The organism is Clostridium sp. (assembly GCF_018372875.1).
Taxonomy (GTDB): Bacteria; Bacillota; Clostridia; order Clostridiales; family Clostridiaceae; genus Clostridium.
This window is the reverse complement of sequence record NZ_JAHAIF010000016.1, coordinates 16,189-41,790: the sequence shown is the minus strand read 5'-3', so window position 1 is coordinate 41,790 and position 25,602 is coordinate 16,189. Positions and strand designations below refer to the sequence as shown.

The 25,602-nt window shown below is 29.8% G+C and carries 25 protein-coding genes, 1 riboswitch and 1 other annotated feature; of the genes, 19 read left to right on the top strand and 6 right to left on the bottom strand.

The window, feature by feature from the left end; genetic code table 11:
- Position 1: 1 nt before the first annotated feature.
- The 6 genes from KIB46_RS07215 (at position 2) to KIB46_RS07190 (ending at position 7,858) form a co-directional block, all read left to right on the top strand.
- On the top strand, positions 2-727 hold the full coding sequence (locus tag KIB46_RS07215; RefSeq protein WP_291671296.1) for an ABC transporter ATP-binding protein: 726 nt from the start codon (positions 2-4) through the stop codon (positions 725-727).
- Positions 720-2,351 (top strand): hypothetical protein, encoded by a 1,632-nt coding sequence (locus tag KIB46_RS07210; protein WP_291671295.1) that lies wholly within the window; start codon positions 720-722, stop codon positions 2,349-2,351. Before KIB46_RS07215 ends, KIB46_RS07210 begins: the two co-directional genes overlap by 8 nt.
- A 91-nt stretch (positions 2,352-2,442) precedes the next feature.
- Positions 2,443-3,690 carry an aminopeptidase P family protein gene (locus KIB46_RS07205; protein ID WP_291671294.1) on the top strand — a complete coding sequence of 416 codons (1,248 nt, stop codon included), beginning with the start codon at positions 2,443-2,445 and terminating at the stop codon, positions 3,688-3,690.
- A 69-nt stretch (positions 3,691-3,759) separates the two neighbouring features.
- On the top strand, positions 3,760-4,086 hold the full coding sequence (locus KIB46_RS07200; RefSeq protein ID WP_291671293.1) for a phasin family protein: 327 nt from the start codon (positions 3,760-3,762) through the stop codon (positions 4,084-4,086).
- 67 nt (positions 4,087-4,153) lie between these two features.
- Positions 4,154-5,776 carry a lipopolysaccharide core heptose(II) kinase RfaY gene (locus KIB46_RS07195; protein WP_291671292.1) on the top strand — a complete coding sequence of 541 codons (1,623 nt, stop codon included), beginning with the start codon at positions 4,154-4,156 and terminating at the stop codon, positions 5,774-5,776.
- Positions 5,777-5,858: 82 nt separating this feature from the next.
- Positions 5,859-6,033, top strand: a riboswitch (Lysine riboswitch).
- Positions 6,034-6,136: 103 nt separating this feature from the next.
- Positions 6,137-7,858: a Na+/H+ antiporter NhaC family protein gene (locus KIB46_RS07190; protein WP_156562710.1), complete on the top strand. Its 1,722-nt coding sequence runs from the start codon at positions 6,137-6,139 to the stop codon at positions 7,856-7,858.
- An 89-nt stretch (positions 7,859-7,947) separates the two neighbouring features.
- Here KIB46_RS07190 and KIB46_RS07185 read toward each other — a convergent pair whose 3' ends face one another.
- Both KIB46_RS07185 and KIB46_RS07180 read right to left on the bottom strand, forming a co-directional pair.
- On the bottom strand, positions 7,948-8,403 hold the full coding sequence (locus tag KIB46_RS07185) for a DUF5680 domain-containing protein (RefSeq protein WP_156562712.1): 456 nt from the start codon (positions 8,401-8,403) through the stop codon (positions 7,948-7,950).
- A 97-nt stretch (positions 8,404-8,500) separates the two neighbouring features.
- Positions 8,501-8,998: an FUSC family protein gene (locus KIB46_RS07180; protein WP_156562715.1), complete on the bottom strand. Its 498-nt coding sequence runs from the start codon at positions 8,996-8,998 to the stop codon at positions 8,501-8,503.
- Between the two features lie 142 nt (positions 8,999-9,140).
- Positions 9,141-9,388: a binding site (T-box leader), on the top strand.
- A 62-nt stretch (positions 9,389-9,450) separates the two neighbouring features.
- Between KIB46_RS07180 and metG (KIB46_RS07175) the strand changes: the two genes are divergently transcribed.
- The 13 genes from metG (KIB46_RS07175) to KIB46_RS07115 all read left to right on the top strand — a co-directional run bounded on the left by metG (KIB46_RS07175) (position 9,451) and on the right by KIB46_RS07115 (position 22,492).
- Positions 9,451-11,382, top strand: coding sequence for a methionine--tRNA ligase (gene metG / locus KIB46_RS07175; protein ID WP_291671291.1), 1,932 nt, complete (start codon positions 9,451-9,453; stop codon positions 11,380-11,382).
- Between the two features lie 122 nt (positions 11,383-11,504).
- On the top strand, positions 11,505-13,133 hold the full coding sequence (gene metG, locus KIB46_RS07170) for a methionine--tRNA ligase (protein WP_156562719.1): 1,629 nt from the start codon (positions 11,505-11,507) through the stop codon (positions 13,131-13,133).
- Positions 13,134-13,522: 389 nt separating this feature from the next.
- The gene (locus tag KIB46_RS07165; protein ID WP_156562722.1) at positions 13,523-13,966 is read left to right on the top strand and encodes a DUF2383 domain-containing protein; all 444 of its coding nucleotides are present in this window, start codon (positions 13,523-13,525) and stop codon (positions 13,964-13,966) included.
- A 125-nt stretch (positions 13,967-14,091) separates the two neighbouring features.
- A complete protein-coding gene (locus KIB46_RS07160) occupies positions 14,092-14,877 on the top strand; it encodes a TatD family hydrolase (protein ID WP_291671290.1) in 786 nt (261 codons plus the stop codon).
- A gap of 255 nt (positions 14,878-15,132) precedes the next feature.
- Positions 15,133-16,179, top strand: a complete 1,047-nt coding sequence (locus tag KIB46_RS07155) for a 3D domain-containing protein (RefSeq protein WP_156562727.1) — start codon at positions 15,133-15,135, stop codon at positions 16,177-16,179.
- A 108-nt stretch (positions 16,180-16,287) separates the two neighbouring features.
- Complete coding sequence (rnmV, locus tag KIB46_RS07150) at positions 16,288-16,836, top strand: ribonuclease M5 (protein ID WP_291671289.1); 549 nt, start codon at positions 16,288-16,290, stop codon at positions 16,834-16,836.
- 3 nt (positions 16,837-16,839) lie between these two features.
- On the top strand, positions 16,840-17,688 hold the full coding sequence (gene rsmA / locus KIB46_RS07145; RefSeq protein WP_156562742.1) for a 16S rRNA (adenine(1518)-N(6)/adenine(1519)-N(6))-dimethyltransferase RsmA: 849 nt from the start codon (positions 16,840-16,842) through the stop codon (positions 17,686-17,688).
- A gap of 119 nt (positions 17,689-17,807) precedes the next feature.
- Complete coding sequence (locus KIB46_RS07140; protein ID WP_291671288.1) at positions 17,808-19,097, top strand: hypothetical protein; 1,290 nt, start codon at positions 17,808-17,810, stop codon at positions 19,095-19,097.
- Between the two features lie 14 nt (positions 19,098-19,111).
- On the top strand, positions 19,112-19,681 hold the full coding sequence (locus tag KIB46_RS07135; RefSeq protein WP_291671287.1) for a hypothetical protein: 570 nt from the start codon (positions 19,112-19,114) through the stop codon (positions 19,679-19,681).
- Positions 19,682-19,778: 97 nt separating this feature from the next.
- Positions 19,779-20,549, top strand: a complete 771-nt coding sequence (locus KIB46_RS07130; protein ID WP_156562749.1) for a prolipoprotein diacylglyceryl transferase — start codon at positions 19,779-19,781, stop codon at positions 20,547-20,549.
- The gene (locus KIB46_RS07125) at positions 20,536-21,369 is read left to right on the top strand and encodes a hypothetical protein (protein ID WP_291671286.1); all 834 of its coding nucleotides are present in this window, start codon (positions 20,536-20,538) and stop codon (positions 21,367-21,369) included. Before KIB46_RS07130 ends, KIB46_RS07125 begins: the two co-directional genes overlap by 14 nt.
- A gap of 25 nt (positions 21,370-21,394) precedes the next feature.
- The gene (locus KIB46_RS07120; RefSeq protein WP_156562752.1) at positions 21,395-22,231 is read left to right on the top strand and encodes an Mrp/NBP35 family ATP-binding protein; all 837 of its coding nucleotides are present in this window, start codon (positions 21,395-21,397) and stop codon (positions 22,229-22,231) included.
- A gap of 69 nt (positions 22,232-22,300) precedes the next feature.
- Entirely contained in the window at positions 22,301-22,492 is a 192-nt protein-coding gene (locus tag KIB46_RS07115) for a ferredoxin (protein WP_027098550.1), read from the top strand.
- 178 nt (positions 22,493-22,670) lie between these two features.
- Here KIB46_RS07115 and KIB46_RS07110 read toward each other — a convergent pair whose 3' ends face one another.
- The 4 genes from KIB46_RS07110 to KIB46_RS07095 all read right to left on the bottom strand — a co-directional run bounded on the left by KIB46_RS07110 (position 22,671) and on the right by KIB46_RS07095 (position 25,406).
- Complete coding sequence (locus KIB46_RS07110) at positions 22,671-22,868, bottom strand: hypothetical protein (RefSeq protein ID WP_156562755.1); 198 nt, start codon at positions 22,866-22,868, stop codon at positions 22,671-22,673.
- A 63-nt stretch (positions 22,869-22,931) separates the two neighbouring features.
- On the bottom strand, positions 22,932-23,384 hold the full coding sequence (locus tag KIB46_RS07105) for a PadR family transcriptional regulator (RefSeq protein ID WP_156562757.1): 453 nt from the start codon (positions 23,382-23,384) through the stop codon (positions 22,932-22,934).
- Positions 23,385-23,388: 4 nt separating this feature from the next.
- Complete coding sequence (locus KIB46_RS07100) at positions 23,389-24,234, bottom strand: DegV family protein (RefSeq protein WP_156562760.1); 846 nt, start codon at positions 24,232-24,234, stop codon at positions 23,389-23,391.
- A 185-nt stretch (positions 24,235-24,419) separates the two neighbouring features.
- The gene (locus tag KIB46_RS07095; protein ID WP_156562762.1) at positions 24,420-25,406 is read right to left on the bottom strand and encodes a DUF3048 domain-containing protein; all 987 of its coding nucleotides are present in this window, start codon (positions 25,404-25,406) and stop codon (positions 24,420-24,422) included.
- Between the last annotated feature and the right edge of the window lie 196 nt (positions 25,407-25,602).

Below are 25,602 nucleotides of genomic sequence, written 5' to 3'. Positions count from 1 at the left end.
AATGATAAATATCAGTCAAATTACTAAATCTTATAATGGAAAGAACAAAGCTGTAGATAATTTAAACGTAGAAATAAAAGATGGGGAAATTTATGGGCTACTAGGTCCAAATGGAGCAGGAAAAACTACAACTATTAAGATGATAACAGGTATTATTGCCCCTACATCAGGAAATATAACCATAAATAATATTGATATTGTTGAAAATCCTGTTTTGGCAAAAGAGCAGTTTGGTTATGTACCAGATAGCCCAGATATGTTTTTAAGGTTAACTGGAATGGAATATTTAAATCTTATGGGAGATATATATGGTGTATCAAGTGAAGATAGAAAATTAAGAATAAAGGATATGTCTGAAAGATTTGAAATGAATTCTGCATTAGGAGATAAGATTCAATCTTACTCACATGGTATGAGACAAAAGATAATAATAATGGGTGTATTACTTCATAGGCCAAAGGTATGGATATTAGATGAACCCATGACAGGGTTAGACCCAAAGTCATCTTTTATATTAAAAGAAATGATGAGAGAGCATGCTGATGATGGGAATACTGTTCTTTTCTCAACTCATGTATTAGAAGTTGCTGAAAAGATATGTGATAAGGTTGCAATAATTAATAAAGGGCAATTAATTTTCAATGGAACCTTAGAAGATATGAGAGAAGAGTTTAAAGCAAGTGAATCACTAGAAAAAATGTTCTTGGAGCTAACAAGCAATGAATAGACTTAAAGTACTTACAAAATACTTTATAAGAGATGCCCTTCAAGATATGTTCAATGGTTCAAAAATGAAGTCTGGATTTATGGCTTTATTAATGATGTTGATAATAGCTTTTATGTCATTACCACTGATAATTATTGTAGATGTATTATATGAGCCTTTTGCAATAATTGGACAAGAGGGAATGTTGTTATCACTAATATTGCTTATAGGATCTGTTATAAATTTCTTTTTAGGAATATTTACTATAATGAATACATACTACTTTTCCAATGACATAGAGCACTTTTTACCTATGCCATTTAAGAGTAGTGAAATAGTGTTGAGCAAGTTTATAGCTGTATTAATAAATATGATTTTATATTCTACAATAATAGTAGTTCCTTTATTAGTTTTTGCTCAAAAGTCATCAGCGAGTCCAATATTTTTTGTTTATATTGTACTTACAGTTATTATTTGTCCTATTTTACCAATGATAATTGCTGCTTTAGTATGTATGCTTTTAATGAGATTTACTAATTTATCTAAGCATAAAGATGCTTTTAGAGCTATATCAGGTAGTCTATCTTTAGTTTTGGTGATTTTTATAAATATTCTCTCACAAAGAAGTTCTACTTTATTTGAAAGTTCCTCGTCACTTGTTAATATCATTCAAGAAAAAAATAGTCTTATAGGTGCTTTATCTGGAATGTTTATAACAAATAAGTATGCTGCATACGGTTTATTATATAATAGTGAGTCTAAGGGAATTTTTTATATGGGTATTTCCATATCTATTTGTATATTACTATGTATAGTATATTACGTAGTAGGAGGAAAACTATATTTAAAAGGTATAATAGGAATATCTGAAACTTATAGTAAGAGAGTAGATATATTAAAAGAAAAAAATATAGATAGTATAGTTTCAAAGAAATCTCCTATAAAGTCCCTTGTAATTAGAGATATAAAAATAGTATTTAGAACACCACAGTTCTTTATAAATTCAATTGTAATGATATTATATATGCCTATTTTTTTAACTATAATTTATGTGGTTAATGGAAGTTTTACTGATATTAAAAGTATGATATTGAGTGGTAAATATAACTCTGTCATAATTGCGGGGGCATTTTTATTGGCGGCTTTTTCAATCTGTTCAGCTGGTGGGGGAAGAAAGTGTTTGTCTAGAGAAGGAAGCGATTTTGTATTTTCTAAGATAATTCCTATATCTTATAAGGATCAGGCAAAATCTAAGATAATATCATCTCTGTGTATAAACTCTTTAGTTCCCATACTTATTTTTATACTTCTAGTATCATTAAGAGTAGCTTTACCAATAATTTTATTAGGGGTGATATCATCAGTATTTGGAGTTATAGTAATAACTTTAATACAGTTATTATTTGATTTTATGAATCCTAAATTGAATTGGAATGATGAAAAAAGTTTATATAAAGATGATGTTGTATCAGTAGTTATGGTATTTGTAATACTATTGCTAGGAGTTGGATTAGTAGCAATGTCTATGAAGGTTGAAAGTTATATAGGTATGTTCTCAATGATTGTTATATTTTCATTAATATTAATTTGGGGACTTTATAAAAAAATAATTAATATGTCAGATGAAGTTTATGGACAAAATTAAGTTTATATATAGGCTTTCTTACGAAAGCTTCTTTTTTTGTCTAATATTAGTATATACTATTAATAGATTAAAGGAAGGAAAGGTGACCCATATGATAAAAGAGGTATTCAAAAGAAATAGAGAAAGACTTATGGAAAAGGTAAGTGATAATTCGGTAGTAATTCTTTTTGCAGGTAATGCACCAAGAAAAAGTGCTGATGAACAATATCAATTTACTCCTAATAGAAACTTTTACTATTTCACAGGAATTGATGAAGAGGAGCATATTCTAGTTTTAACAAAAATAAATGGAGTAATAAGTGAAAGATTATTTATTAAAGATATAGATGAAGAAATGGAAAAGTGGGTTGGTAAAAGTATAAGGCCTGAAGAGGGAAAAGAAATATCGGGAGTTGAAGATGTAGCATTTATAAATACTTTTAATTTATTTTTGAATAAAACATTCAATAATTTAGTTGAAGTAAACTTATATTTAGATATAGATAGAGAAGACTTTAATAGCCTAAAAAATGTTGTTGGAGAGTTTGTAAATGAAGTTAAAGGTAAGTATCCATTTGCAAATATAAGAAATTTAGCACCATTAATTGCACCCTTAAGATTAATCAAGAGTAAGGAAGAGATTGAAGAGATAAAAAATGCGATAAATATAACTATTGAAGGTGTAAATAGTTTAATGAAAAACTGTAAAGTAGGAATGAAGGAATATGAATTAGAAGCATATTTTGATTTTGTTTGTAAGAGTAATGGGGTAAAGGATTTTGCGTTTAAAACAATAGCTGCTGCAGGAAAAAATGCAACCATATTACATTATGTTGATAATAATTGTGAGATAAAAGATGGAGATTTAATTCTATTTGATTTAGGAGCACAATATAATTATTATAACGGTGATATTTCAAGAACATTCCCTGTAAGTGGAAAGTTTAGTGAAAGGCAAAAAGAAGTTTATAATTCAGTATTAAGAGTTAACGAGAAGGTTATTAATGAAATAAAACCAGGAGTAGGTTTCCTTGAGTTAAATAAAAAAGCAAAAGAATGGATTGCAAAAGAATGCATTGCTTTAGGTTTAATAAAAGATGAAGCAGAGGTATCTAATTACTATTGGCATAGTATAGGTCATAGTTTAGGGTTAGATACTCATGATATTGAAGGAAATAATAGAGATGTTATTTTACAAGAAGGAATGGTTTGGACTGTTGAACCTGGAATTTATATAGAAGAAGAAGGTATTGGAATAAGAATAGAAGATGATGTGGTTGTTACATCAGAAGGTGTTGAAGTTTTAACAAAAGATATGATTAAAACTGTAGAAGAAATAGAAGAATTTATGAATAAATAGAGTATATAATTTGGTATTTTTGGGCAAGTATAACTTATGGATAATTAAGAAGAATTTGGAGGTGGTTTTATGGTAAGTGATGCAAAGAATATCTTTTTAGCTGGAGTTGGTGCAGCTGCTTTAACATATGAAAAAGCAACAGACGTAATTTCTCAGTTAGTTGAGAGAGGGAAGCTAACTTTAGAGGAAGGAAAAGAGTTGTCAGAAGAATTAAAAAGGGATGTAAAAAGTACAGCTAATGGGGCAAAGGAATCTATGTTAGAAAAGGTAAATAATATAAAGCCATTAACTAAAGAAGAGTTAGGTGATATCTTAGAAGAAAAGAATTATGCTACAAAGGCTGATGTATTAGAATTAAAAAGAATTATAGAAAAACTAGAGAAAAAGATTAATTAGGAATCTTAAATCCCTTGCTTAATAGATGGTTAAGTAAGGGATTTTATTTAGGGAGTTGAGTTTTTATATGAAATCTAGAGAAAGGTTTCAAGAGATTATAAAGGTTTTTGTTTCATATGGTTTTGGATATTTAATTGATAGTAAGTTTAATAGTAGTAAAAGGTCTCCTAGCAATTTAAGAATGGCATTTGAAGAATTAGGTCCTACCTTTATAAAAATTGGTCAAATATTAAGTACAAGACCAGATTTGTTACCAGAGGAATATATAAATGAATTAATAAAGTTACAAGACTCAGCTCCAAAAGAAAGTTATGAGAATATCAGGAGTGTATTTGAAGAGTCCCTTAATAAAAACCTTGAAGAATGTTTTATATATTTTAGTAAGGAGCCAACAGCATCTGCATCTATAGCTCAGGTTCATGAAGCTATATTAAATGATGGGAGAGCAGTTATTGTAAAGATTCAAAGACCTGATATATACAATATTATGAAGACTGATATAGATATACTGAAAAAGATAATAAAGTTATCTAAAGGCAGGATTGATATTAATATAGTTGATCCTCTTGCTGTAATAGAAGAATTAGAATCAACTACTGAAAAGGAACTAGATTTTATAGATGAAAGTAAGAGTATAGTTAAGTTTAAAAAAAATAATGAAAATATTGTGCCCGTATATGCTCCAGATGTTATATTCGGTTTGTGTAGTGAGAAAGTATTAACATTAGAGTATATTAATGGTTTTAAGATAAATAATATGCAAATGATAAAAAAAGAAGGGTATAGCAACAAAGAAATTGCAAAGAAATTGGCATTATCATATTGTAAGCAAATATTTGATGATGGCTTTTTTCACGGGGACCCTCATCCAGGAAATTTGTTAATATGCAATGGAAAGATATGTTTTATTGATTTTGGTATAACTGGAGAGCTAGATGAAAGTTTAAAAGAATGGCTAAATAAGGCTATGCTAGCTGTAGCTACAGGAGATAAGAGTAAAATAGTAGATTTTATTTTAGCAATTGGAATAAAAAGGGGAAAAGTAAATAAAGGAAATCTATATGAAGACGTATCTTATTTGTTTACAACATATTTAAATACATCTCTTAAAAATATAAAAGTAGCTGTATTATTAGAAGAGATGTTTTCTATAGTTGAGAATAATAATATACAGTTTCCTAAGGAGCTTGCAATACTTTTTAGAGGATTAATAATACTAGAAGGGGTAATTGCAGAAGTGGATCCGCAATTAGATATAATATCGGTAATAACGTCATTCGTAAAGGGAAAAAATAAGCTGTTTCTATTAAAAGACATAAATGAAGAAGAATTAGTGTTATCTGCGTATTCCTTTTTAAGGGATGCTTCTAGAGTACCAACTAAGACTATTGAGGCATTAAGTAGTATATCAGATGGTAGGGCTAAAGTTAATTTTACCATTGCAGATTTAGAGAAATCAGTAGATCATATAAGCAATATGGTAAATAGATTAGTAGGAGCATTACTTATTTCGTCATTAATAATAGCATCATCTTTAATAATAAGTAATAATGTAGGACCTATATATAAAGGGATATCTTTAATAGGGATAGCAGGATACATTATATCAGCTATATTTGCTATATTTTTATTAATAGCAGTAGTTAGAGATGGCGGTTTTAGAAGTAAGAAAAAGAAACGGAAAAGTTAATAACTGCTAAAAGATATAAAAAAAACTTGCAAGTCATTAAGAAGTTATGTATAATTAACCTAAATTATTACAAGTGAATAAGAGAAGAGGTAGAGGCGCGATACTTAATAGTACTTTTGTGGACGTAAGCAGAATGAAGCAATAGGAAAGGAATTATCGCCGAAGTATAGAATTAAAGCTTTAATGTTCTAATACTGGGCTTATGCAGAATATGTATAAGACTGTCACAAATATTTTTGTGGTGAGCTATCATTCAGGATTTTTAATGTGTGTGTTTTAAGCCTTGAGTGTTATCTCAGGGCTTTTCCTATTTTTACCTCTAAATCTTTTCACAATTAAAAAATTTTAGGGGGAATCATTATGAAAAACAGAAGTAGAAACTTAGTACTATTTATGTCTACATTGATATTGGTTTTACTATCATCAACTGTAGCATTTGCAGCAGAGGTTGAGCCTGCTGTAGTAAATTCAGAAAGATTTGGGGTATTAACACTTATACCACCATTGGTAGCAATAATATTAGCGTTTATAACAAAAAACGTTGTAATATCATTATTTATAGGAACACTTTCAGGGTGTTTTATGGTACAGCTTGCAGGATATAATGTATTTGGAGCTTTGGTGCAAGCATTTCTAGATTTTGTACAAAGAGCATTAAATTCACTTGCTGATCCATGGAATGCAGGTATTGTATTACAAGTATTGGTTATTGGAGGAGTTATTAATTTAATTTCTAAGATGGGTGGAGCTAGAGCAGTAGCTGAAGCACTTGCTAAAATGGCAAAGACACCTAGAAGTACACAAATTGTTACTTGGTTATTAGGGTTATTTGTTTTCTTTGATGATTATGCAAATGCATTAATTGTTGGACCAATAATGAAGCCAGTAGCAGATAAGATGAAGGTATCAAGAGAAAAATTATCTTTTATAATAGATGCAACAGCGGCGCCTATTGCAGGTCTTGCAATAATATCAACATGGATAGGACTTGAAGTAGGACTAATTGGAGATGCATTTGCTGGAATAGGGCAAAATGTAGATTCATTTGGAGTATTCTTACAAACTATTCCATATAGGTTCTATAACATTTTAATACTTGCATTTGTAGTTATTTCAGCTGTACTTTTAAGAGATTTTGGACCAATGAGAAATGCTGAAATAAAAGCAAGAAGAGGAGAGCAAGAATTAAAGGATATTGCAATAGATGAAGATACTGCTGAAGAATTTGAAGCTAAGAGTGGAATTAAATTAAGTATATGGAATGCTATAATTCCAATAGGAACATTAATAGTAGCAGCTCTAGCAAGTTTTTATTATAGTGGGTATACTGCAATTATGGCAGGAGAAGATATAGCATTAAAAGCTGTGTTAACAGAATCTCCGTTTTCATTTACAGCAATACAACAAACCTTCAGTAATGCAGATGCTTCTATAGCATTATTCCAAGCAGCATTATTTGCAAGTATTGTAGCATTAATTTTAGGTGTTTGTAAGAAGATATTTACTATATCAGAAGGTATAGAAATCTGGATAGATGGAATGAAGGGATTAATTATAACTGGAGTTATATTAATACTTGCTTGGTCTTTAAGTTCAGTAATTAAAGAATTAGGTACAGCACAATATCTAGTAACATTATTATCAGATTCATTACCACAATTCTTGTTACCAAGTGTAATATTTATATTTGGAGCTGTAATTTCATTTGCAACAGGAACTGCTTATGGAACAATGGGTATATTAATGCCACTTGCTATTCCTCTAGCACATGCGATTTCACCAGATATGACTTATATTATTATGAGTACAAGTGCTGTATTAACAGGAGCAATATTTGGAGATCATTGTTCACCTATATCAGATACAACAATAATGTCATCAATGGGAGCGGGATGTGATCATATTGCTCACGTTAAGACTCAAATGTGGTATGCATTATTCGTAGCAGTACTTACAATATTATTTGGTTATATTCCTGTTGGTTTAGGGTTACCAGTATATATTGTATTACCATTATCTATTATAGGACTTAGCTTATTAATATATTTCATAGGAAAACCTGTAGATGAGGTTAAAGAATAAGTAAAGATATAAAAATAAATAAATATAAGAATATAAAAAAAGAGCGATATTAGGGTAATGCTTACCTTAGTATCGCTCTTTTTTATTGCCTATCTTATTGTTCCACCATGAAAATCTAATTTAAATATCGGTGAACCTTTATAAGATATAAATTCTTCGCCTTTAAAAGAATCAACTTCTCCATTCCAAACACATTGATATTCAAAGTCGGATTTTCTAAAACTTTTTGGTCCTCTATAAGGAGCATCTTCAGAAACCCTAGATAAAGCTTCTGATAAAAAGTCCGAAAAACCATTTGGAATATCATTAGTTAATAATTTTCCAACATAGTTCATTCCCCAATAAGACTTTTCATCTTTCCAAATAATTTCTTGACCAATAAACCTTTGTTTACCTATGTGGCTATCTAGGTAGTAATAATCGTATTTTTTAAAAGTAAAATCATCTGAGTTTGGTTTAGAAGATTGAACTTTTTTATTTCGACCATTATAAGAATTTTTCTTTGCTTCTACCAAAAATGCTTTAAATAATGATAAATCACTCATCCCAATACCCCCTAAAAATAAATCTTCTTTTTTCGACTGTTATTTTTATTATATATAAGAAAATATTTACAATCAAGAATATTCTGAAAACTATTTGTTAATCTTTATTTTTCTCTACAGGAGGATTTATATATTTATTTATAAATATTGCTATTATTATTCCAATAGAAGTATCAATACTTCTACCTATGGCATAAGAATATGAGGCTGGTCCATCGTAGTTAATCATAATTCCTATAAAAACAATACAGCAAATAGTAACAGCACCAGGTTTTTTTATTATATTACATAAGTAAATTGCTCCAATTACACCTATAGCAGTGACAAGAGAATTTATAGATTGTAGAAATAATATGTTATCTACTATAAATATAAAAAGTACTCCGATAAGACCTCCAAGAAGAGTACCTATAAGTCTATTTTTACCCATACTAAAAGTACTTTCAACAGTATCCTTCATACATATAACTGCTGCGATACAAGCATAAAAAGGATTCTTATCTCCTGCTAGTTCAAATAAAACCATACATATAAATACTGATAAAGCAGTTTTAAGGTTTCTATAGCCAACCTTAGGAAATTCAAACCTATTCAATTTATATCTCCCCTTTACTTTTTTAGAATATTATACCATAGCATTAATTTATTTCTTTGACAATTTAGAAATGAATTTATTTATGTTGGTAACTTTAAAATTATTTGACAGATATTTTTTTTTGATTTATCATAAAATATAAGTAAATACAATGAAGAGAAGAGTAGTAAAGTAGAAAGTCTAAAGAGAGTTAACGTATGGTGAAAGTTAATGTCAAAGAAGCTTTGTGAAGATGGTCTTGGAGTAGAACCTTTGAGCTTAAATAAGTTAGATGGTTACGGTAGCAACCGTTATATTGCAGAGTGATGATAGTCACTTAGTGAGTTTTTTATCGTGAGATAAAAAAGAATTAGAGTGGTAACACGTAAATAAGTTTATTACGTCTCTATATAGGAAAAATACCTATATAGAGACTTTTTTATTATCAGAAAACAAAAGGAGGAATTTAAAAAATGTGTAAAAAACCATATTATATAACTACACCAATTTACTATCCATCAACTAACTTACATATAGGAAACACCTATACTACAGTTGCTGCAGATGCAATTGCTAGATTTAAAAGATTAACAGGTTATGATGTGATGTTCTTAACAGGAACTGATGAACATGGCCAAAAAATTCAAAGAATAGCTGAAGAAAAAGGAATAACACCTATTGAGCATGTTAATGAAATAGTTGCAGGTATTAAGGACCTTTGGAAAATGATGAATATTAGCTATGATAAGTTTATTAGAACAACTGATGACTATCATGTTAAAGCTGTTCAAGATATCTTTAAAAAGCTATATGACAAAGGTGATATTTATAAGAGTTCTTATGAGGGATTATATTGTACACCATGTGAATCTTTCTGGACTGAAACTCAATTAGTAAATGGAAATTGTCCTGATTGTGGAAGACCAGTAGAAAAATCAAAAGAAGAAGCTTACTTCTTCCAAATGAGTAAGTATGCAGAAAGATTAATAAAGTATATAGAAGAACATCCAGATTTTATTCAACCAGAATCAAGAAAGAATGAAATGTTAAATAACTTCTTAAAGCCAGGGCTACAAGATCTTTGTGTATCAAGAACAAGCTTTGACTGGGGTGTTCCAGTAACATTTGATGAAGATCACGTTGTTTATGTTTGGATAGATGCACTATCTAACTATATTACTGCATTAGGATATGGAAGTGATAACGACGAATTATACAAGAAATATTGGCCTGCAGATGTACATTTAATAGGTAAGGATATATTAAGATTCCATACTATTTATTGGCCAATTATGTTGATGGCATTAGATTTACCATTACCAAAACAAGTATTTGGACACGGATGGTTACTTGTTGATGGAGGAAAGATGTCTAAATCTAAAGGAAATGTTGTAGATCCAGTAGTTTTAGTTGAAAACTTTGGAGTGGATCCAGTAAGATACTACCTTTTAAGAGAAATTCCATTTGGATCAGATGGATTATTTAATAATGAAATTTTCATAAAGAAGATAAATTCAGACTTATGTAATGATTTAGGAAACCTTTTATCTAGAACAGTTGCAATGGTAGAAAAGTACTTTGATGGCGTAATACCTGCTCCAACAGCTAAGGAAGATATTGATAATGAATTAATAAACTTGGCAGTAGAAACTCCTAAGCTAGTAGAAAAAGCTATTGATGAATTAAGAATTCCAGAAGCTTTAGAAGCTATATTTAACTTAATAGGAAGAGCTAATAAATATATAGATGAAACAACTCCTTGGATATTAGCAAAGGATGAAGACAAGAAAGAAAGATTAGGAACTGTATTATATAACTTAGCTGAAAGTTTAAGATTCTCATCTGTATTATTATCAGCATTTTTACCTGATACTGCTAAGAAGATCAATGAACAATTAAATACTACAGTAGTTGAGTGGGCAACATTATCAAGCTTTGATGGAACTATTGCAGGAACTAAGGTTCATAAAGGTGAAAACTTATTCCCTAGAATAGACGTAGATGCAAAACTTGCTGAATTAGAGGCTATTCAAGCTGCTCAAAAGAAAGAAGTTAAAAGAGAAATACAACCTATTAAAGAAGAGATAACTATAGAGGATTTTGAAAAGTTAGATTTAAGAGTGGTAAAAGTTCTTGCTTGTGAACCAATTAAGGGAGCTAAGAAGTTACTTAAATTAAAAGTTGATTTAGGTGGAGAGGAAAGACAAGTGGTTTCTGGTATAGCAAAGTACTATAAGCCAGAAGAATTAGTTGGAAAGTATGTAGTGCTTGTAGCTAATTTAAAACCAGTTAAATTAAGAGGAGAACTATCACAAGGAATGATTCTTGCGGCGTCTACTGATGATGATAGTTTATTAACACTTGTTAATCCAGGAGAATTACCAACAGGTAGTGTAGTTAGATAATAAGAATAAAAGTTAATAAAGGTAAACATAGAACCCAGCTATTGCTGGGTTTTTGTTAAAAGAAGTTCCTATAATTGAAAGTTTATGCTTAAGTTTTATTATTTTTGAAGGGGGTTATATTATTGAATGTAATTATAGGGAATGCATGGCCTTATGCTAATGGTCCATTGCACTTAGGAAGAATAGCAGTATTATTACCAGGGGATATTTTGGCTAGATATCATAGGTTAATGGGAGATGAAGTGGTGTTTGTATCAGGATGTGACTCCCATGGAACTCCTGTAACAATGAAAGCAAAAGAAGAAGGAATAACACCATTAGAAGCCTCTAAAAAATATTATAATGAGTTTTTAAATTGTTTTAAAAAGCTGAATTTTTCTTTTGATTTATTCACTCAAACTCATACGGAATATCATAGTAATAGTGTTAAAAGCTTTATATTAGAACTATATAATAAGGGATATATATATGAAAAAGATATTGAACAGGTATATTGCGAAAAGTGTGGTGAGTTTTTATCTGATAGATATATAGAGGGAAAATGTCCAATTTGCGGAGGAGAGGCATTAGGTGATCAATGTCTAGAATGCTCTGAGATATTTGAAGCATCAGAAATTTTAAATAAAAAGTGTAAAATATGTGGCTCTGAGCCAGTAATTAAAAATACGAGTCATTTATTTTTTGCTTTGTCTAAGTTTGAAAATGATGTGAGAAGATTATATATAAAGCAACAAGGTTGGAGAAAAAATGCTGAAGTAATTACTAAAAGATATCTTGATGAAGGCCTAAGAGATAGGGCTGTAACAAGAGATTTTAATTGGGGAATAGATGTACCATTAAGTGGTTATGAAGATAAGAAAATATATGTTTGGATTGAAGCTGTAATGGGATATTTAACAGCAAGTATGCAAGTTCTTGAAGAACGTGGGGAAGATTATAAGGAATATTGGGACGGTGAAGATAGTAGGGTTTACTTTGTTCATGGTAAAGATAATATTCCATTCCATACAGTTATTTTCCCGGCAATATTATCTGGATTAGGAATAAAAAATCCATCAATTAGAGAGGTGTCTGGAGAGTATTTAAAGCTTGAAGGAAAGAGATTTTCAGCAGCAAAAAATTGGGCAATATGGGTAGATCACATAATTGATAGATATAATTCAGATGCAGTAAGATATTATCTAATATTAAATAGCCCAGAAAATAAGGATTCTGATTTTACATGGAGAGATTTTATAAATACCATCAACAATGATTTAGTTGGGTTATATGGAAATCTTGTAAATAGAACGTTAACCTTTATTAAAAGGAACTTTGGAGGTAAAATTCCAAGTGGAGAAGTATCTAAGTCATTGAAAAATGAGATACTCCAGCTATATTTTAGCGTTGGAGATAAAATAGAAGACGGAGAATTTAAAGATGGTTTACAGCAAATAGTTAAAATGATAAGAAAAGCAAATAAAATGTTTGATGAATTTGAGCCATGGGTAAAAGTTAAGAAAGATAAGATAGAATGTGGTAAAGATTTATATGTATGTGTGCAGTTAATTGCAAATTTATCTAATTTATTAGAACCTTTTATGCCTGAGTCCTCTTCTAAAATAAGGAACTTTATAAGTTTAAATGAAGCAACTTGGAGTTATGTAGAAATAAAGTCAGGTGAAATAGATGATATTAGTATATTATTTGAAAAAATAGATAAAAAGAATGTAATTGAAGAATTAAACTTGATGAAAGAAGATAAAAATTAAACAAAAAATTAGGACATCCACAATAGGGGTTTGGGATGTCCTACAAACCAATCTATTTAAGATGGTTATAAGGGGTAAATAATAATGCTTTAACTACTTTACAAGTTATATGTTACATTATTAATATGACAAAATAGTGTCAAAAAGAAATATGTTTTGAAAACAAGATGTTAATAAATATTAACAATTGAAAAGACCTAGAGCATTTATATAAAGGGGGATAAATACTCTAGGTCTTTTTCATACATTAAAAATAAGAGAACATAAAATTTATATGTCTTAGCTACTATGTATTTAAATATAAACTCAGGATATGACAGTTGTGTGACATAAATAAAAAGTAGTATAAAAGTTTATATTTATATAAAACTATATTTGAGGTGATAGTTATGGATAGTAATAATGCTGAAGTAATAAAAGAAATGAATAAGTTCTTAAAAGGAATCCACATGGGAGGAAGTACTTTTAAAGATTATATTGAAAGGGCAGAGTCTAAAGAGTTAAAAGATTCTTTAGTCCAAGTTACAGAAACATTTAAGAGACATGAAGAATCAATAACACATAGAATTGAGCAACTTGGTGGAGATGCCAATGATTCCTTAGGAGTAATAGGTATGATGAGTGAATTTTTTCAAAAAATCAAACTACTTTCTGTCAATAGTGATAAAGAAATATTAGATAATGCAATAGAAGCAATGAAAGTTGGAATTGATAATGCTAATAAATTTATTGAAGAACATAGTGATCTAGAAAGCAGCTTAAAAAGTGATGTAGAAGGTGTAGTTAAGGATTATGATAACAGTTTAAGAAAGCTAGAATCCATACCTCTTTAATAAGTTGAAATTAATTGAAAGTGGTCTATATAGTAGAGATTCATGAAAGAGAATCAGCTATATAGGCTATTTTTTTGTCAATGGTGTATAATATATAAATAAATTACTAGATAGGATGTGTTTATATGGAAAATAAGTATAGAATTTTTGATAGCCATGCTCATTATGATGATGATTCATTTGATAATGATAGAGAAGAGGTCTTTGCAGAGTTAGTAGAAAATGGGGTTATTGGAATACTAAATTGTTCCTCAACATATGATAGTGTTGGTAAAACCTGTAGGCTTATAAAAGAAAAGAATTTTATTTATGGGGCTATAGGTATACATCCAGAGAATGCTAATGAGCTTACAGAAGATAGATTAGAAGAGTTTAGAAGAATTATTAATGAGAATGATAAGATAGTTGCAGTGGGTGAAATTGGATTAGATTACTATTGGGATGAAAATCCACCAAGAGATGTTCAAAAAGATGCATTTAGGGCTCAAATGAAGTTAGCAGAAGATATGAATCTTCCTGTGATAATACATGATAGGGATGCTCACGCAGATACGTTAGAAGTTATTAAGGAGTTTCCTAATGTGGTGGGGGTAGTACACTGTTTTTCAGGAAGTGTAGAGTTTGCTAAGGAATGTATAAAAAGAGGATATTATATTGGAGTTACAGGGGTGATAACATTTAAGAATGCTAAAAAGTTGGTAGAAGTGGTTAAAGAAATACCATTAGATAGGTTATTTGTAGAGACAGATTGTCCTTATATGTCGCCTGAGCCTAATAGGGGAAAAAGAAATAGATCAGATTATATAAAATATATAATAGAAAAGATTGCATTAATAAAAGAAGTAGACCCTATTACAGTGAATGAGACTGTTAATAAAAACTTTTTTAATTTGATAAAATTAGGTGTATAATATAAAATAAATCTATGATTGTATAAAAATACAATATAAGGTAATAATTCAAAAAGAGGATATGTATAATTTAGTAATATCATTTATTTTTAGGAGCCCAATAAGAACAAAAAAGCTATTATAATTATTTTATTATTCTTTTATGCACAGGGTGCATTTTATGTATGTTCATTAGTAGCAAGAGTATGAAATTTGACAATTGGTGCAAGTTTGATATATAATTCAGAAGACGCTCTTGCCAAGGGAGGGAAATAAATGGTAGAAAAATTTAAAGAACACTTAAAGAGAAGTTTTTCTAACGGTCCGAAGGCAAAGATTTTGTTAGGATTAACTGCTTTAGCAGTAATTTTAACTATGACAGTTGTCAGCATGAGAAAGACAGTAAATATAAGTATAGACGGAAGTAATGAAACATTTGTCACATATAAAGGGACTGTTAAAGATGTGTTGGAAGATCAAGGCATCGAATTAGGTGCTAAGGATAAAGTACAACCATCCTTAGAATCCAAGGTATCAGAAAACCAAGAAATTAATATTAAGAAAGCTGTACCAGTAAAGGTTGTTATAGCCGGCCAAGAGTTAGAGCTAGAAACAGCTGAGGATACAATAGGAGAGATGCTAATAGCAGAAACAGATATGCTTAAAGAAAAAGGCATAGAATATCAAGAGGGTGATGATATAGTAACACCTTCTGTAGATACTCCAATTGAATCTAATTTAGATGTTCAAGTGGTACAGGTATCAGTAGAGGAAGTTGTTGAGACAGAAATAATTCCATATAGCACTAAGACAGAAGTTGATCAAACTAAAGACGTATCATATAAGGAAGTTACTCGTAAGGGCGTTAATGGTGAAAAGGAAGTAACATATAAGATTGTAAAGCATGATGGTGAAGTTGTTTCTAAAGAAGCAATTAGCCAAAAGCCAATCAAAGCTGCCGAAGATCAATTAGTAGTTAAAGGTGGAGCGTACATTACAGCTAATAGAGGCGGTAATATAGTAGGAAAGAAAAGACTATTTATGGAATCAACAGCATACTCTGGACATGGAAAAACAGCTACAGGAAGAACACCAGTGTATAATCCAGGAGGATTAAGTACAGTTGCAGTAGACCCAAGAGTTATTCCACTTGGAAGTAAGGTTTGGGTAAAAGGTTATGGCTATGCTATAGCTGCAGATACTGGTGGTGCAATTAAAGGAAATATTATTGATGTTTACTTTAATTCTTCAAGCCAATGTAAAACTTGGGGAAGAAAGTATAACGTTGAAGTACTAGTAATTGCTTATCCGGGTGAATGGTAATTAATTTTAAGAGATAACGAAAAGTTATCTCTTATTTTTTTAGAAATTTGACATAATACATATATATATGTAAATTAAATATAGGTTTAAGTGAAAGGAAGAAACAATTTGATTAAAGAAGTTATAGTTGTAGAAGGAAGAGATGATATAACAGCAGTTAAAAAGGCTGTAGATGCAGAAATTATTGCAACTAGTGGGTTTGGTATAAATGCAAAGATTATAGAAAGAATAAAAGAAGCTCAAAAGAGGAAGGGGGTAATAGTACTTACAGACCCTGACTTTGCTGGAGAAAAGATTAGAAGTATAATATCAAAAAGAGTAAAAGGGGTAAAGCATGCATATATTGCCCAAGAAGATGGACTTAAAGATGGGGATATTGGTGTGGAAAATGCTAGTCCAGAAACTATAATCAAAGCACTTGAAAATGCAAAAGTTACACTAGAGGAAAAAAGAGAATTTTTCGACATGAAAGATATGTTTAGGTTTAAATTAACAGGAGTTGGAGATTCTAAAGCGAGGAGAATAATACTTGGTAAAGAGTTGGGCATAGGATATGGAAATGCAAATCAAATGATTTCTAGATTAAATAATTATGGCATAACTCTAGAAGAATTTATGGACGCTATTAAAAAAATAGAAGAACAATTAGGAGAATAGTAAATGGATATAAAAGATTATAAAACTCAAGATTTAGTAAAAAAATATAATTTTAAGTTTTCAAAAAGCCTAGGTCAAAACTTTTTAATAGATGATTCAGTATTAACTGATATAGTAGATGGTGCAGAAGTAAATAAAGATGATTTAATAATAGAAATAGGTCCAGGGGTAGGTTCATTAACTGCACAGTTAATAGGTAAGGCAAAGAAGGTTGTGTCAATTGAGTTAGATAATGATTTAATTCCAATACTTCAAGAAGAACTTGGACAGTATGAAAATTTCACACTTATACATAAGGATGCATTAAAAGTTGATTTTAATGAGATTATTGGTGATGAGAAGAGTGTTAAGCTAGTTGCAAACTTACCTTATTATGTTACTACTCCAATAATAGTTAAATTACTTAAGGATAATTATAATTTTAAGTCTTTAACTATAATGATTCAAAAGGAAGTTGCAGAGAGAATAAATGCAGAACCTAATTGTAAAGAATATGGGGCTCTATCATTACTTGTTCAATATTATTGTGATACTAAAATAGTAAGAAAGGTATCTCCAGGAAGCTTCATACCAAGACCAAAGGTAGATTCAATAGTAATAAGATTAGATAGGTTATCTGAAAAAAGAGTAGAAGTTAAAGACGAAAAACTTATGTTTGAAATAATTAGAAATGCATTCAATATGAGAAGAAAGACTATGTGGAATGCTGTTAAATTTTTAGGTATGAAAAAAGAAGAGATAGAGAAGGCTTTTGAATTATCGGGTATAGATCAAAAGAGAAGAGGGGAAACTTTATCATTACATGAATTTGCTTTGTTATCTGATAATATAATTAATATAAGAAATAGTTAATGCTTTAAAGGTAGATAAATACATCTACCTTTATTTTTTTAAGGAATACTTACAAAGGAATAATAAGGACCGCTAAGCATATAATGTATTGAAGTAATATATGTGGAGGGAATAGGCGTTTGGCACATAATAAATTGTATAGAAACTTTATAATTTTACAGGAGGATGAGAAAACTCATGCTGCTTCAGGTGAAAAAGCCTTGTCAGGTTATGCAAAAATAGAAGCTAAAGGAGATAAATGCAAGATTTCTTTTTATGCACAAAACTTAAAGAAAGAAGAAAAGTATTCTATTTTACTTATATGTTATAAGAAAGACATGAAGCAAATAGTAGATTTAGGGGTATTAGAGATTAGTGATATAGGAAAAGGAGAAGCATCTAAAGAGTATTATGTAAATAATATTGCAGGTTTAGATTTTTCTTATGATAAGATTTCTGGTGCCGCAATATGTAAGTATGTAGGCGGAGAACTTACATATTTAATGTATGGATTTATGAATGGCGAGAATGTAGGCGATAGTTGGAAGAAGTGCAAAGTGTTAAAGCATATTGACAAGAATAAAGAGAATATAGAAGTAAAAGAAGTTAAGGAAGTAAAAAAAGAAGTAAAAAAGGTTGAAGAAGTTAAGTGTGTAGAGCCTGAACATAAAGAGCATCATGAAGAAAAAGAACATAAAGACAATCATGAAGATAAATGCAAGGATGAAATGAAAGATAAGTGTAAGAAAGATGATAAAGACTATCATGAAGAAGTTAAAAAGAAAGAAAAACATGATGAATGCAAAGAGGATCATCATAAAGAAGAAAAAGAAGAAAAAGAAGAAAAAGAAGATAAGTGTGAAAAGATAAACTATTGCGATCAAAAATATACAGAAAATATGGGCTGCATGGGAGCTTGTAAAAAGAGAGATGCAATAGAGTCAGAAGAATATAGGTTTGATGAATATGAAGCACAAATAGTAGAAGAAAAGGAATTAGATCCTTATGATTTTGAAATGAGAGGTTCACTAGGTGAATTCTTTGAGAATATTGTTAAGGACTTTGAAGAGGTTAAAAATAAGTTTAAGGAAATTAAGTATTGTAAATGGTATAAAGTTAATATTAAGAGTTTAGATGACATGTGCAATATATCTAATTATAATAAGTATACAATAGCATATTATCCAATGTTAAACTACTATCCATATATTAAGAAGTATGGCTATTTCATGCTTGGCTATAAATGTGATAAAAAAGGAAACCTAAAGTATATAGTTTACGGGGTTCCAGGAAAGAAGGATAAAGATGAACAACCTTACGCTGGAAAGACAGGTTTTGTTACTTGGATGAGTGGTGACAAAGATAAAGAAGGTTGTTGGTTAATGTTCTACGATTATAAGAATTCAACAGTTGTAGTTCCAATGAAGTAGGATAACCTTATTAAATGAAAAAAAAGCAATTATTAATGACTGCTATATTAGTAATTCTAGTAATAATATTAATTTTTTCTCAAAGATTCTTTAATAATAATTTCAAACAGGTAGCTTTATTAGATAATGATATAAGTTCTCTAGATGAATTTTCAATGAAGAATCAGGGATATTCATATTCTATACCAGAAACTTGGGTAGTCAAAGAAAAAGCAGAAAACTCATATAAACTTTATCAAGCAGAGTTTAATAGCGAAGAAAAAAATATAATGGGATATGTAGAATTATTGAGTACTGAAGAAGATGTTAAGGTATTAGCACAAAAAGATATAGACAATCTTGCCCTTAAGCATAGTAATGAGAATATTGAAAATTATAGTTGTAATGGTTATAAGGGAATTAAATTAGAATATACAACTAAGGTGGAGAATGGGTATTCTTTTATAAATACAAATTATTACTTAAGGTTAGATGATACAAGGGTTGGTAAATTTGCTTTTACAGCAAAGAAGGGATCATATAAAGATAATATGAATGCTATATATGATGTAATAGTGTCAAGCATTAGTGCACAAAAGAAATAAGAATTTGCCATTAATAACTTAAAGTATTATAATTTAAATATTAGGAGAAGCTATTAAGCTTCTCCTAATTTATTAGATTATAAAGTAAGGAGGAGTCATGAGGTTAGTTTTATTTGAAATTTTTGGACATAATGTCTACAGTTATGGTCTTATGATTGCCATAGGTGTAATTGTGGCTGGATATATGTTTACAAAGAGAGCCGAAAAGTTAGGGTATGATGAAGATAAAGTATTTAACTTAATTGTAATAGCTGTTATATGTGGTGTCCTAGGTGGTAAGTTGTTATTTATAATAACTGAGCTTAAAAATATAATTAAAGATCCATCTATTTTATTAAATTTTGGTGAGGGGTTTGTTATATATGGAGCCATTATACTAGGGGCGTTATCTATATACATTTATTGTAGAAATAATAAGTGGAATACTATGAAAATATTTGATTGTGTTGTTCCTGGAGTAGCATTAGCACAAGGTTTTGGAAGAATAGGATGTTTTCTAGCAGGATGTTGCTATGGAGCTGAAACCACAGGAAAGTTTGGTATAATATTTCCAGAAGGAGCTTTAGCACCAGCAGGGGTACCCTTATATCCAACACAAATATATTCTGCTATTTTTGATTTTGCCTTAGCAGCTTTTCTTATATGGTACTCTAAAAGGAATAGGGTAGACGGACATATTTTCTCCTTATATGTTATTATATATAGTGTAGGAAGATTCCTAGTAGAATTTTTAAGAAATGATCCAAGAGGAAGTGTTGGAGTTTTATCCACATCACAATTTATAGCTATCTTTACATTTATATTTGGATTAGCTATATATTTTATTCAAAAACAAAAGGAGAGAAAAAAGGAAAGTGAAGAAGTATAAATTTACCTTAGTGTCTGTATTTATATTTATATGTATGTCTTTAACGGGGTGTGGTGTAATAGATACTGCTTTAGTAAAGGTTGGCTTAAGAAATACTGATTTTGATTATTTACTTCAAAATAAAGTAGATAAAATAATTATTCAAAGCTCAAGAGATGCTGGTTTTAGATTTATTGTAAATGATCAGAGTGCAATACAAAATATATATAAGATACTTTCAAAGGGAAATATTAAGGATGAAAAAACTTCCCTTGATCCAGACTATGTATTTGAAATATATATGGGAGATGAAGTTAAGTCCTACAACTATGTAGTTAGTGTAGATGAAAGAGGAGTAGGGAACTTTTATGACGACAATAACTCTTATCTTGTTTCAAAAAGCCTAGATGATAGTATAACTCAAAATTTATCCTTTATAAGAAAACCAAGAGACTTTGAGGATATTTACTATAATTCTATATTGCAGGTATTAGAATTAAAAAAGGATGAATTATCAAAAGGGGATAATAAGGTAGGTATAGATATAACTGGAGACGTAGATTGTTTAAAATATATGTTTTCTGTTGATTTAAAAAAGTTTGAAAAAAACTTAGATAAAGTTGTTGCGGGTACAAAGTTGATTAATAATAATTCAGAAGAATTTGATACTGTGATAACTGTAAAGAATAAGGGTTATAGTTCAAAGAAATTTAGAACTGTAATAACTGTAGATAATAAAAAGGATAAAGTTTATGAAACCTATTATGTAGTAGGAAATTATGAATATAAAAGCTGGGATATATACATAGGAAACCCAGGAGAAAAACCAGATGAGTGGTAATTAATATACAATGGAGGAAGAGGAAATGAGTAGTTGTGATAATTGTCCAAGTAAAGGAACATGTTCTTCACAAGGTACATCAACATGTTCAATTAAAGTTTTACCTAAATATGGTAATATAAAGAATGTTATAGGAGTAATTAGTGGTAAAGGTGGAGTTGGTAAATCTACTGTTACAGGAATAATGGCTTCAATGCTTAGAAAGAAAGGTTATTCTGTTGGTGTATTAGATGCAGATATAACAGGACCTTCTATGCCAAGATTTTTCGGGATAAACCAAAAGAGAGGTCAAATAATTCCTATTGATGAGAACACAGTGAAGTTTATACCTGTAGAAACTAATTCAGGTATAAAAGTTATGTCTATGAATTTAGTTACACAAGTTGAAGATCAACCTGTTATTTGGAGGGGGCCAGTAATAACTGGAGTTTTAAACCAAATGTATGTAGATACTGAGTGGGGAGATTTAGATTATTTATTAATAGATATGCCACCAGGAACAGGGGATATAGCTTTAACAGTAATGCAGGATTTCCCTATAAAAGAATTAGTAATTGTATCTACACCTCAAGATATGGTGTCAATGATAGTTAAAAAAGTTGTAATAATGGCTGAAAAGATAGGTATAAAAATAAAAGGTGTAGTTGAAAACATGTCTTACATCACATGTACAGATTGTGATAAAAAAATAAGAGTATTTAGTAAGAAGTCAGCAGAAGAGCATGCTGAATATTTAGGGCTACCATTATTAGGTGAGTTACCAATAGACTTAGAATTTACAGAAGCTTTAGAAGAAGGTAAAGCAGAAGAGTATGTAATAGATAGTCCACTATATTCTTTAATATTTGAAGGATTATATTAGTTAAAGTAATAATTTTTTCTTCCTTGGGTAAGCTATGTATGTAAATTCCTATAGGAAGGAGAATGAATAATGAAAGCAGTAGTAGATCAAGATACTTGTATAGGATGTGGATTATGTCCATCTATTTGTGAAGAGGTGTTTGAATTACAAGATGATGGAAAGGCTCATGTAATTGTTGATGAGGTTCCTTCAAATTGTGAAGATGCAGCCGCAGATGCCCAAGCAAGTTGTCCTGTAAGTGCAATTACTTGTGGTGATTAATTAATAAAAAGATGCCAAAAGGCATCTTTTTTAATGTTTAGGAAAATATAAGATCAAGGATAATGAGTTTATAATTTCCTTACCTTCAGTATGAGAGGAGGGATATTTGTTTTGATTTGACTTGGAGCGTAGCGACGGAACAAGCAAAATAAGTATCCACTCCACCTTTTTATTTTACCTAAAAAAAGTCTAGCAACTTTTCATTTATCAAATTAGTGTTAGAGTTATAATTTGTGGGAATTGATATATTAGATAGTGTAATCATATCTCCTACATTAGAATCTGTAACTTCAGATGATGGAATTGAAATAGTTTCACCATCTTCAAGGCATACAAAAGCTTCTGAAAAATTCTTATCAATTATTATTCCTCTCATTTTACTACCTCCTTATATTTAGCATGGCAATAAAAAGAAAAGATATACTTATAAAAAGTATATCTAATAAATATCTCGATAAATTATTTTAAAGACTTTTAATGCTTCTTCGATTTTAGGTTTTAAAAGTTGCTTTTTATTTTCAAACTCTAACATTCCTTGTGGAGTTAAAGTATATATCTTTTGAAATTTTTTGTTCAGATCATCCCATTCTCCAATAATTAAATCCTGCTTTTCTAATTTTTTTAGAAGAGGGTAGATACCTCCTGTACTAGGAATCCATAAACCACCAGTTCTTTCACCTATTTTGTGTGATATATCATTTCCGTTTGAAGGGCCAAGACTTAAGATGTAAAGGACATATATAGGGAGAAGTCCTTTTGTAAAGACCTGCCCTACAGCTTCCTTTTCCTTCTGAACCTTCTTTAGTTGAGCAACCTTTTGCTTATATTCTTCATATAGTTGCTTTTCTGCAGCTTTTAGCTCTTGAGGACTCATAGAGGATAAATCATTCATTAATTTATTCTACCTCTTGAACTATGAAACCTACTAGACCAGGACCAGTATGAACTCCAAGAGCAGGACCAATTGAACCAGTTTCTATGTTATTTATATTATCTAAATCTTTAAAGGAATTGTAAAGATATTTACAGTCTTCCTCAGAATGACCATGAAGAACCCAAACATTACATTTACCTTTTTCTAAGTAACTATCTAATATCTTACGTAACTTTGTAAGAGATTGCTTTCTTCCTCTTACTTTTGCATAAGTATTATAAATACCATCATCACCAACTTCTATAATTGGTTTAAGACTTAATATTTCACCTATTGTTCCTGATACCTTACCAATTCTTCCGCCCTTTTTTAAGTATTCTAATGTATTAAGTGTAAAGTAACATTGAACCTTAGGTCTTAATGTTGGTAATATAGATATGATTTCTTCAAAGGTTTTTCCTTCTTCAACTAATTTTGCAGCTTCTATAACTAAGCAACCTTCTGCCATTGTTAAAGTTTTTGTATCAAATACAAATGAAGTTAATTTAGGATGGTCTTCAAGTACTAATCTAATAGAATTACTAGTGCCAGAAAGAGCACTAGAAATGTTTATAGATATAATATGAGTGTATCCTTCCTTTTCAAATTCATCTAGTATCTCATTTATTCTTTCTACATTTGGTAAAGAAGTTGTAGGAATCTCCTTGTGTAAGGAAGAATATACCTCTTCAGGAGTTATATCAACTTTATCCTCATATTCTTTATCTGAATATATTATTCTAAAAGGTGCAACTTTTATATTATATTTTTCTATAATGTCATTTGTTATGTCTGAAGCGCTATCTGTAATTATGCCTATCTTTTGCATATAAAAACCTCCTAATATTTATATAAATAATATATGTAATTTTCTAAAACCTTATCACTATTGATATAGTTAACTATATCAAAAGTGATAAGGTTATTCAATAATAAAATAAGGATTTAAAGAATTGTACTAACATTATAAGACCATAATAAGAAGAATCTCGCTTTTGCGAGATTCTTTTATATTTAATATTTAATGCTAGTTTTGTTATCTACAATATGCCAAATAGTCTTACCAGTGGAAAGAGGAAGTTCATTTCCGTTCATATCATATAATTTGGTTTCAGATAGTTCACTATATTTTCTCCATTTGATATCTAAAATTTTTCCGTTACTTAATAGAAGACCATCACCTTCACCAATTAGGTTTATATCAAGGTGCAATCCATCTTCCCCCAACTTTATATCAGTTTTTTGTATTATTACGTTGGAAAATTCAAGAGGAGATTCATATGCCATATCCCATGCTTTTTCACCATCCATGTATTTAGTATAGACATTATTGTTATAAGTGTAGGAAGTGTTGTAATGATTATTAATAGTTATTGAAATATCATCACATGCTTTATAATTATTCTTCTTGTAATATTCATTATTAAAATCAGAGAAGTTTTTAGGCTTTACATTCCAATCAGTAGTAGATATAAAACTGCGTATTTTTTCAGATGATGTATATAGGTTGTGAGGAGCTTTCCTTGTAGAATCTCTCCAAAAGTAATGTTCTTTAGATATCTCGTTTATACTCATTATAGAATTATCCTGTTTAATTTCGTTTAATGCATCTAATGAACCACCGCAATGGGCAAAAGGTAGCGAGTTTTCTCTAGAAAGTGTTATATAGTAAGGTCTAACACTTCTAACGGGTCCAATTGTAGAAGGTGACTGACTATGGAATAAAGCCATAAATCTTGGTATCCCACCTTCAGCAGATGTTTCATAAATAATATCTGCTTGTGATAAACCGCTTTGTGGACGAGCAGCTGGTGAGTTTTCTACCATAACCATAAAAGGAGTATTATTCATAGAAGTTTGATCACATTCTTCTCCTGTATAAGGAAAATAATATTTGTTTTCTACTACATTAGTAGTATTAACTGCTTCTTTTTTATTGCAACCATAAAGGCAGCTTCCTAGTAAAGTTGTTATTATTATTATAGCTAATCTTTTTTTCATAATTATCTCCTTAACAAAAATAAAAATAGGTATAGCACTAGTTTATTCATTTATTAGAAAAATAATACAAAAAAATAAAAAGTGAAGATAATTGGACAAATAGTATAGTAAATGAAGGTATTTTGACAAAATTGAAAATTGTGGAATATTGAAGTGAGAGATTTAATAAAGTATAATTATAAAGGTGGTGGGCACA

Excerpts from the sequence above, each read along its gene's own strand:
- KIB46_RS07215 (WP_291671296.1), top strand. The coding sequence starts at position 2 with ATGATAAATATCAGTCAAATTACTAAATCTTATAATGGAAAGAACAAA.
- KIB46_RS07210 (WP_291671295.1), top strand. The coding sequence starts at position 720 with ATGAATAGACTTAAAGTACTTACAAAATACTTTATAAGAGATGCCCTT.
- KIB46_RS07205 (WP_291671294.1), top strand. The coding sequence starts at position 2,443 with ATGATAAAAGAGGTATTCAAAAGAAATAGAGAAAGACTTATGGAAAAG.
- KIB46_RS07200 (WP_291671293.1), top strand. The coding sequence starts at position 3,760 with ATGGTAAGTGATGCAAAGAATATCTTTTTAGCTGGAGTTGGTGCAGCT.
- KIB46_RS07195 (WP_291671292.1), top strand. The coding sequence starts at position 4,154 with ATGAAATCTAGAGAAAGGTTTCAAGAGATTATAAAGGTTTTTGTTTCA.
- KIB46_RS07190 (WP_156562710.1), top strand. The coding sequence starts at position 6,137 with ATGAAAAACAGAAGTAGAAACTTAGTACTATTTATGTCTACATTGATA.
- KIB46_RS07185 (WP_156562712.1), bottom strand. The coding sequence starts at position 8,403 with ATGAGTGATTTATCATTATTTAAAGCATTTTTGGTAGAAGCAAAGAAA.
- metG (WP_291671291.1), top strand. The coding sequence starts at position 9,451 with ATGTGTAAAAAACCATATTATATAACTACACCAATTTACTATCCATCA.
- KIB46_RS07165 (WP_156562722.1), top strand. The coding sequence starts at position 13,523 with ATGGATAGTAATAATGCTGAAGTAATAAAAGAAATGAATAAGTTCTTA.
- KIB46_RS07160 (WP_291671290.1), top strand. The coding sequence starts at position 14,092 with ATGGAAAATAAGTATAGAATTTTTGATAGCCATGCTCATTATGATGAT.
- KIB46_RS07155 (WP_156562727.1), top strand. The coding sequence starts at position 15,133 with ATGGTAGAAAAATTTAAAGAACACTTAAAGAGAAGTTTTTCTAACGGT.
- rsmA (WP_156562742.1), top strand. The coding sequence starts at position 16,840 with ATGGATATAAAAGATTATAAAACTCAAGATTTAGTAAAAAAATATAAT.
- KIB46_RS07135 (WP_291671287.1), top strand. The coding sequence starts at position 19,112 with ATGAAAAAAAAGCAATTATTAATGACTGCTATATTAGTAATTCTAGTA.
- KIB46_RS07130 (WP_156562749.1), top strand. The coding sequence starts at position 19,779 with ATGAGGTTAGTTTTATTTGAAATTTTTGGACATAATGTCTACAGTTAT.
- KIB46_RS07120 (WP_156562752.1), top strand. The coding sequence starts at position 21,395 with ATGAGTAGTTGTGATAATTGTCCAAGTAAAGGAACATGTTCTTCACAA.
- KIB46_RS07115 (WP_027098550.1), top strand. The coding sequence starts at position 22,301 with ATGAAAGCAGTAGTAGATCAAGATACTTGTATAGGATGTGGATTATGT.
- KIB46_RS07110 (WP_156562755.1), bottom strand. The coding sequence starts at position 22,868 with ATGAGAGGAATAATAATTGATAAGAATTTTTCAGAAGCTTTTGTATGC.
- KIB46_RS07105 (WP_156562757.1), bottom strand. The coding sequence starts at position 23,384 with ATGAATGATTTATCCTCTATGAGTCCTCAAGAGCTAAAAGCTGCAGAA.
- KIB46_RS07100 (WP_156562760.1), bottom strand. The coding sequence starts at position 24,234 with ATGCAAAAGATAGGCATAATTACAGATAGCGCTTCAGACATAACAAAT.
- KIB46_RS07095 (WP_156562762.1), bottom strand. The coding sequence starts at position 25,406 with ATGAAAAAAAGATTAGCTATAATAATAATAACAACTTTACTAGGAAGC.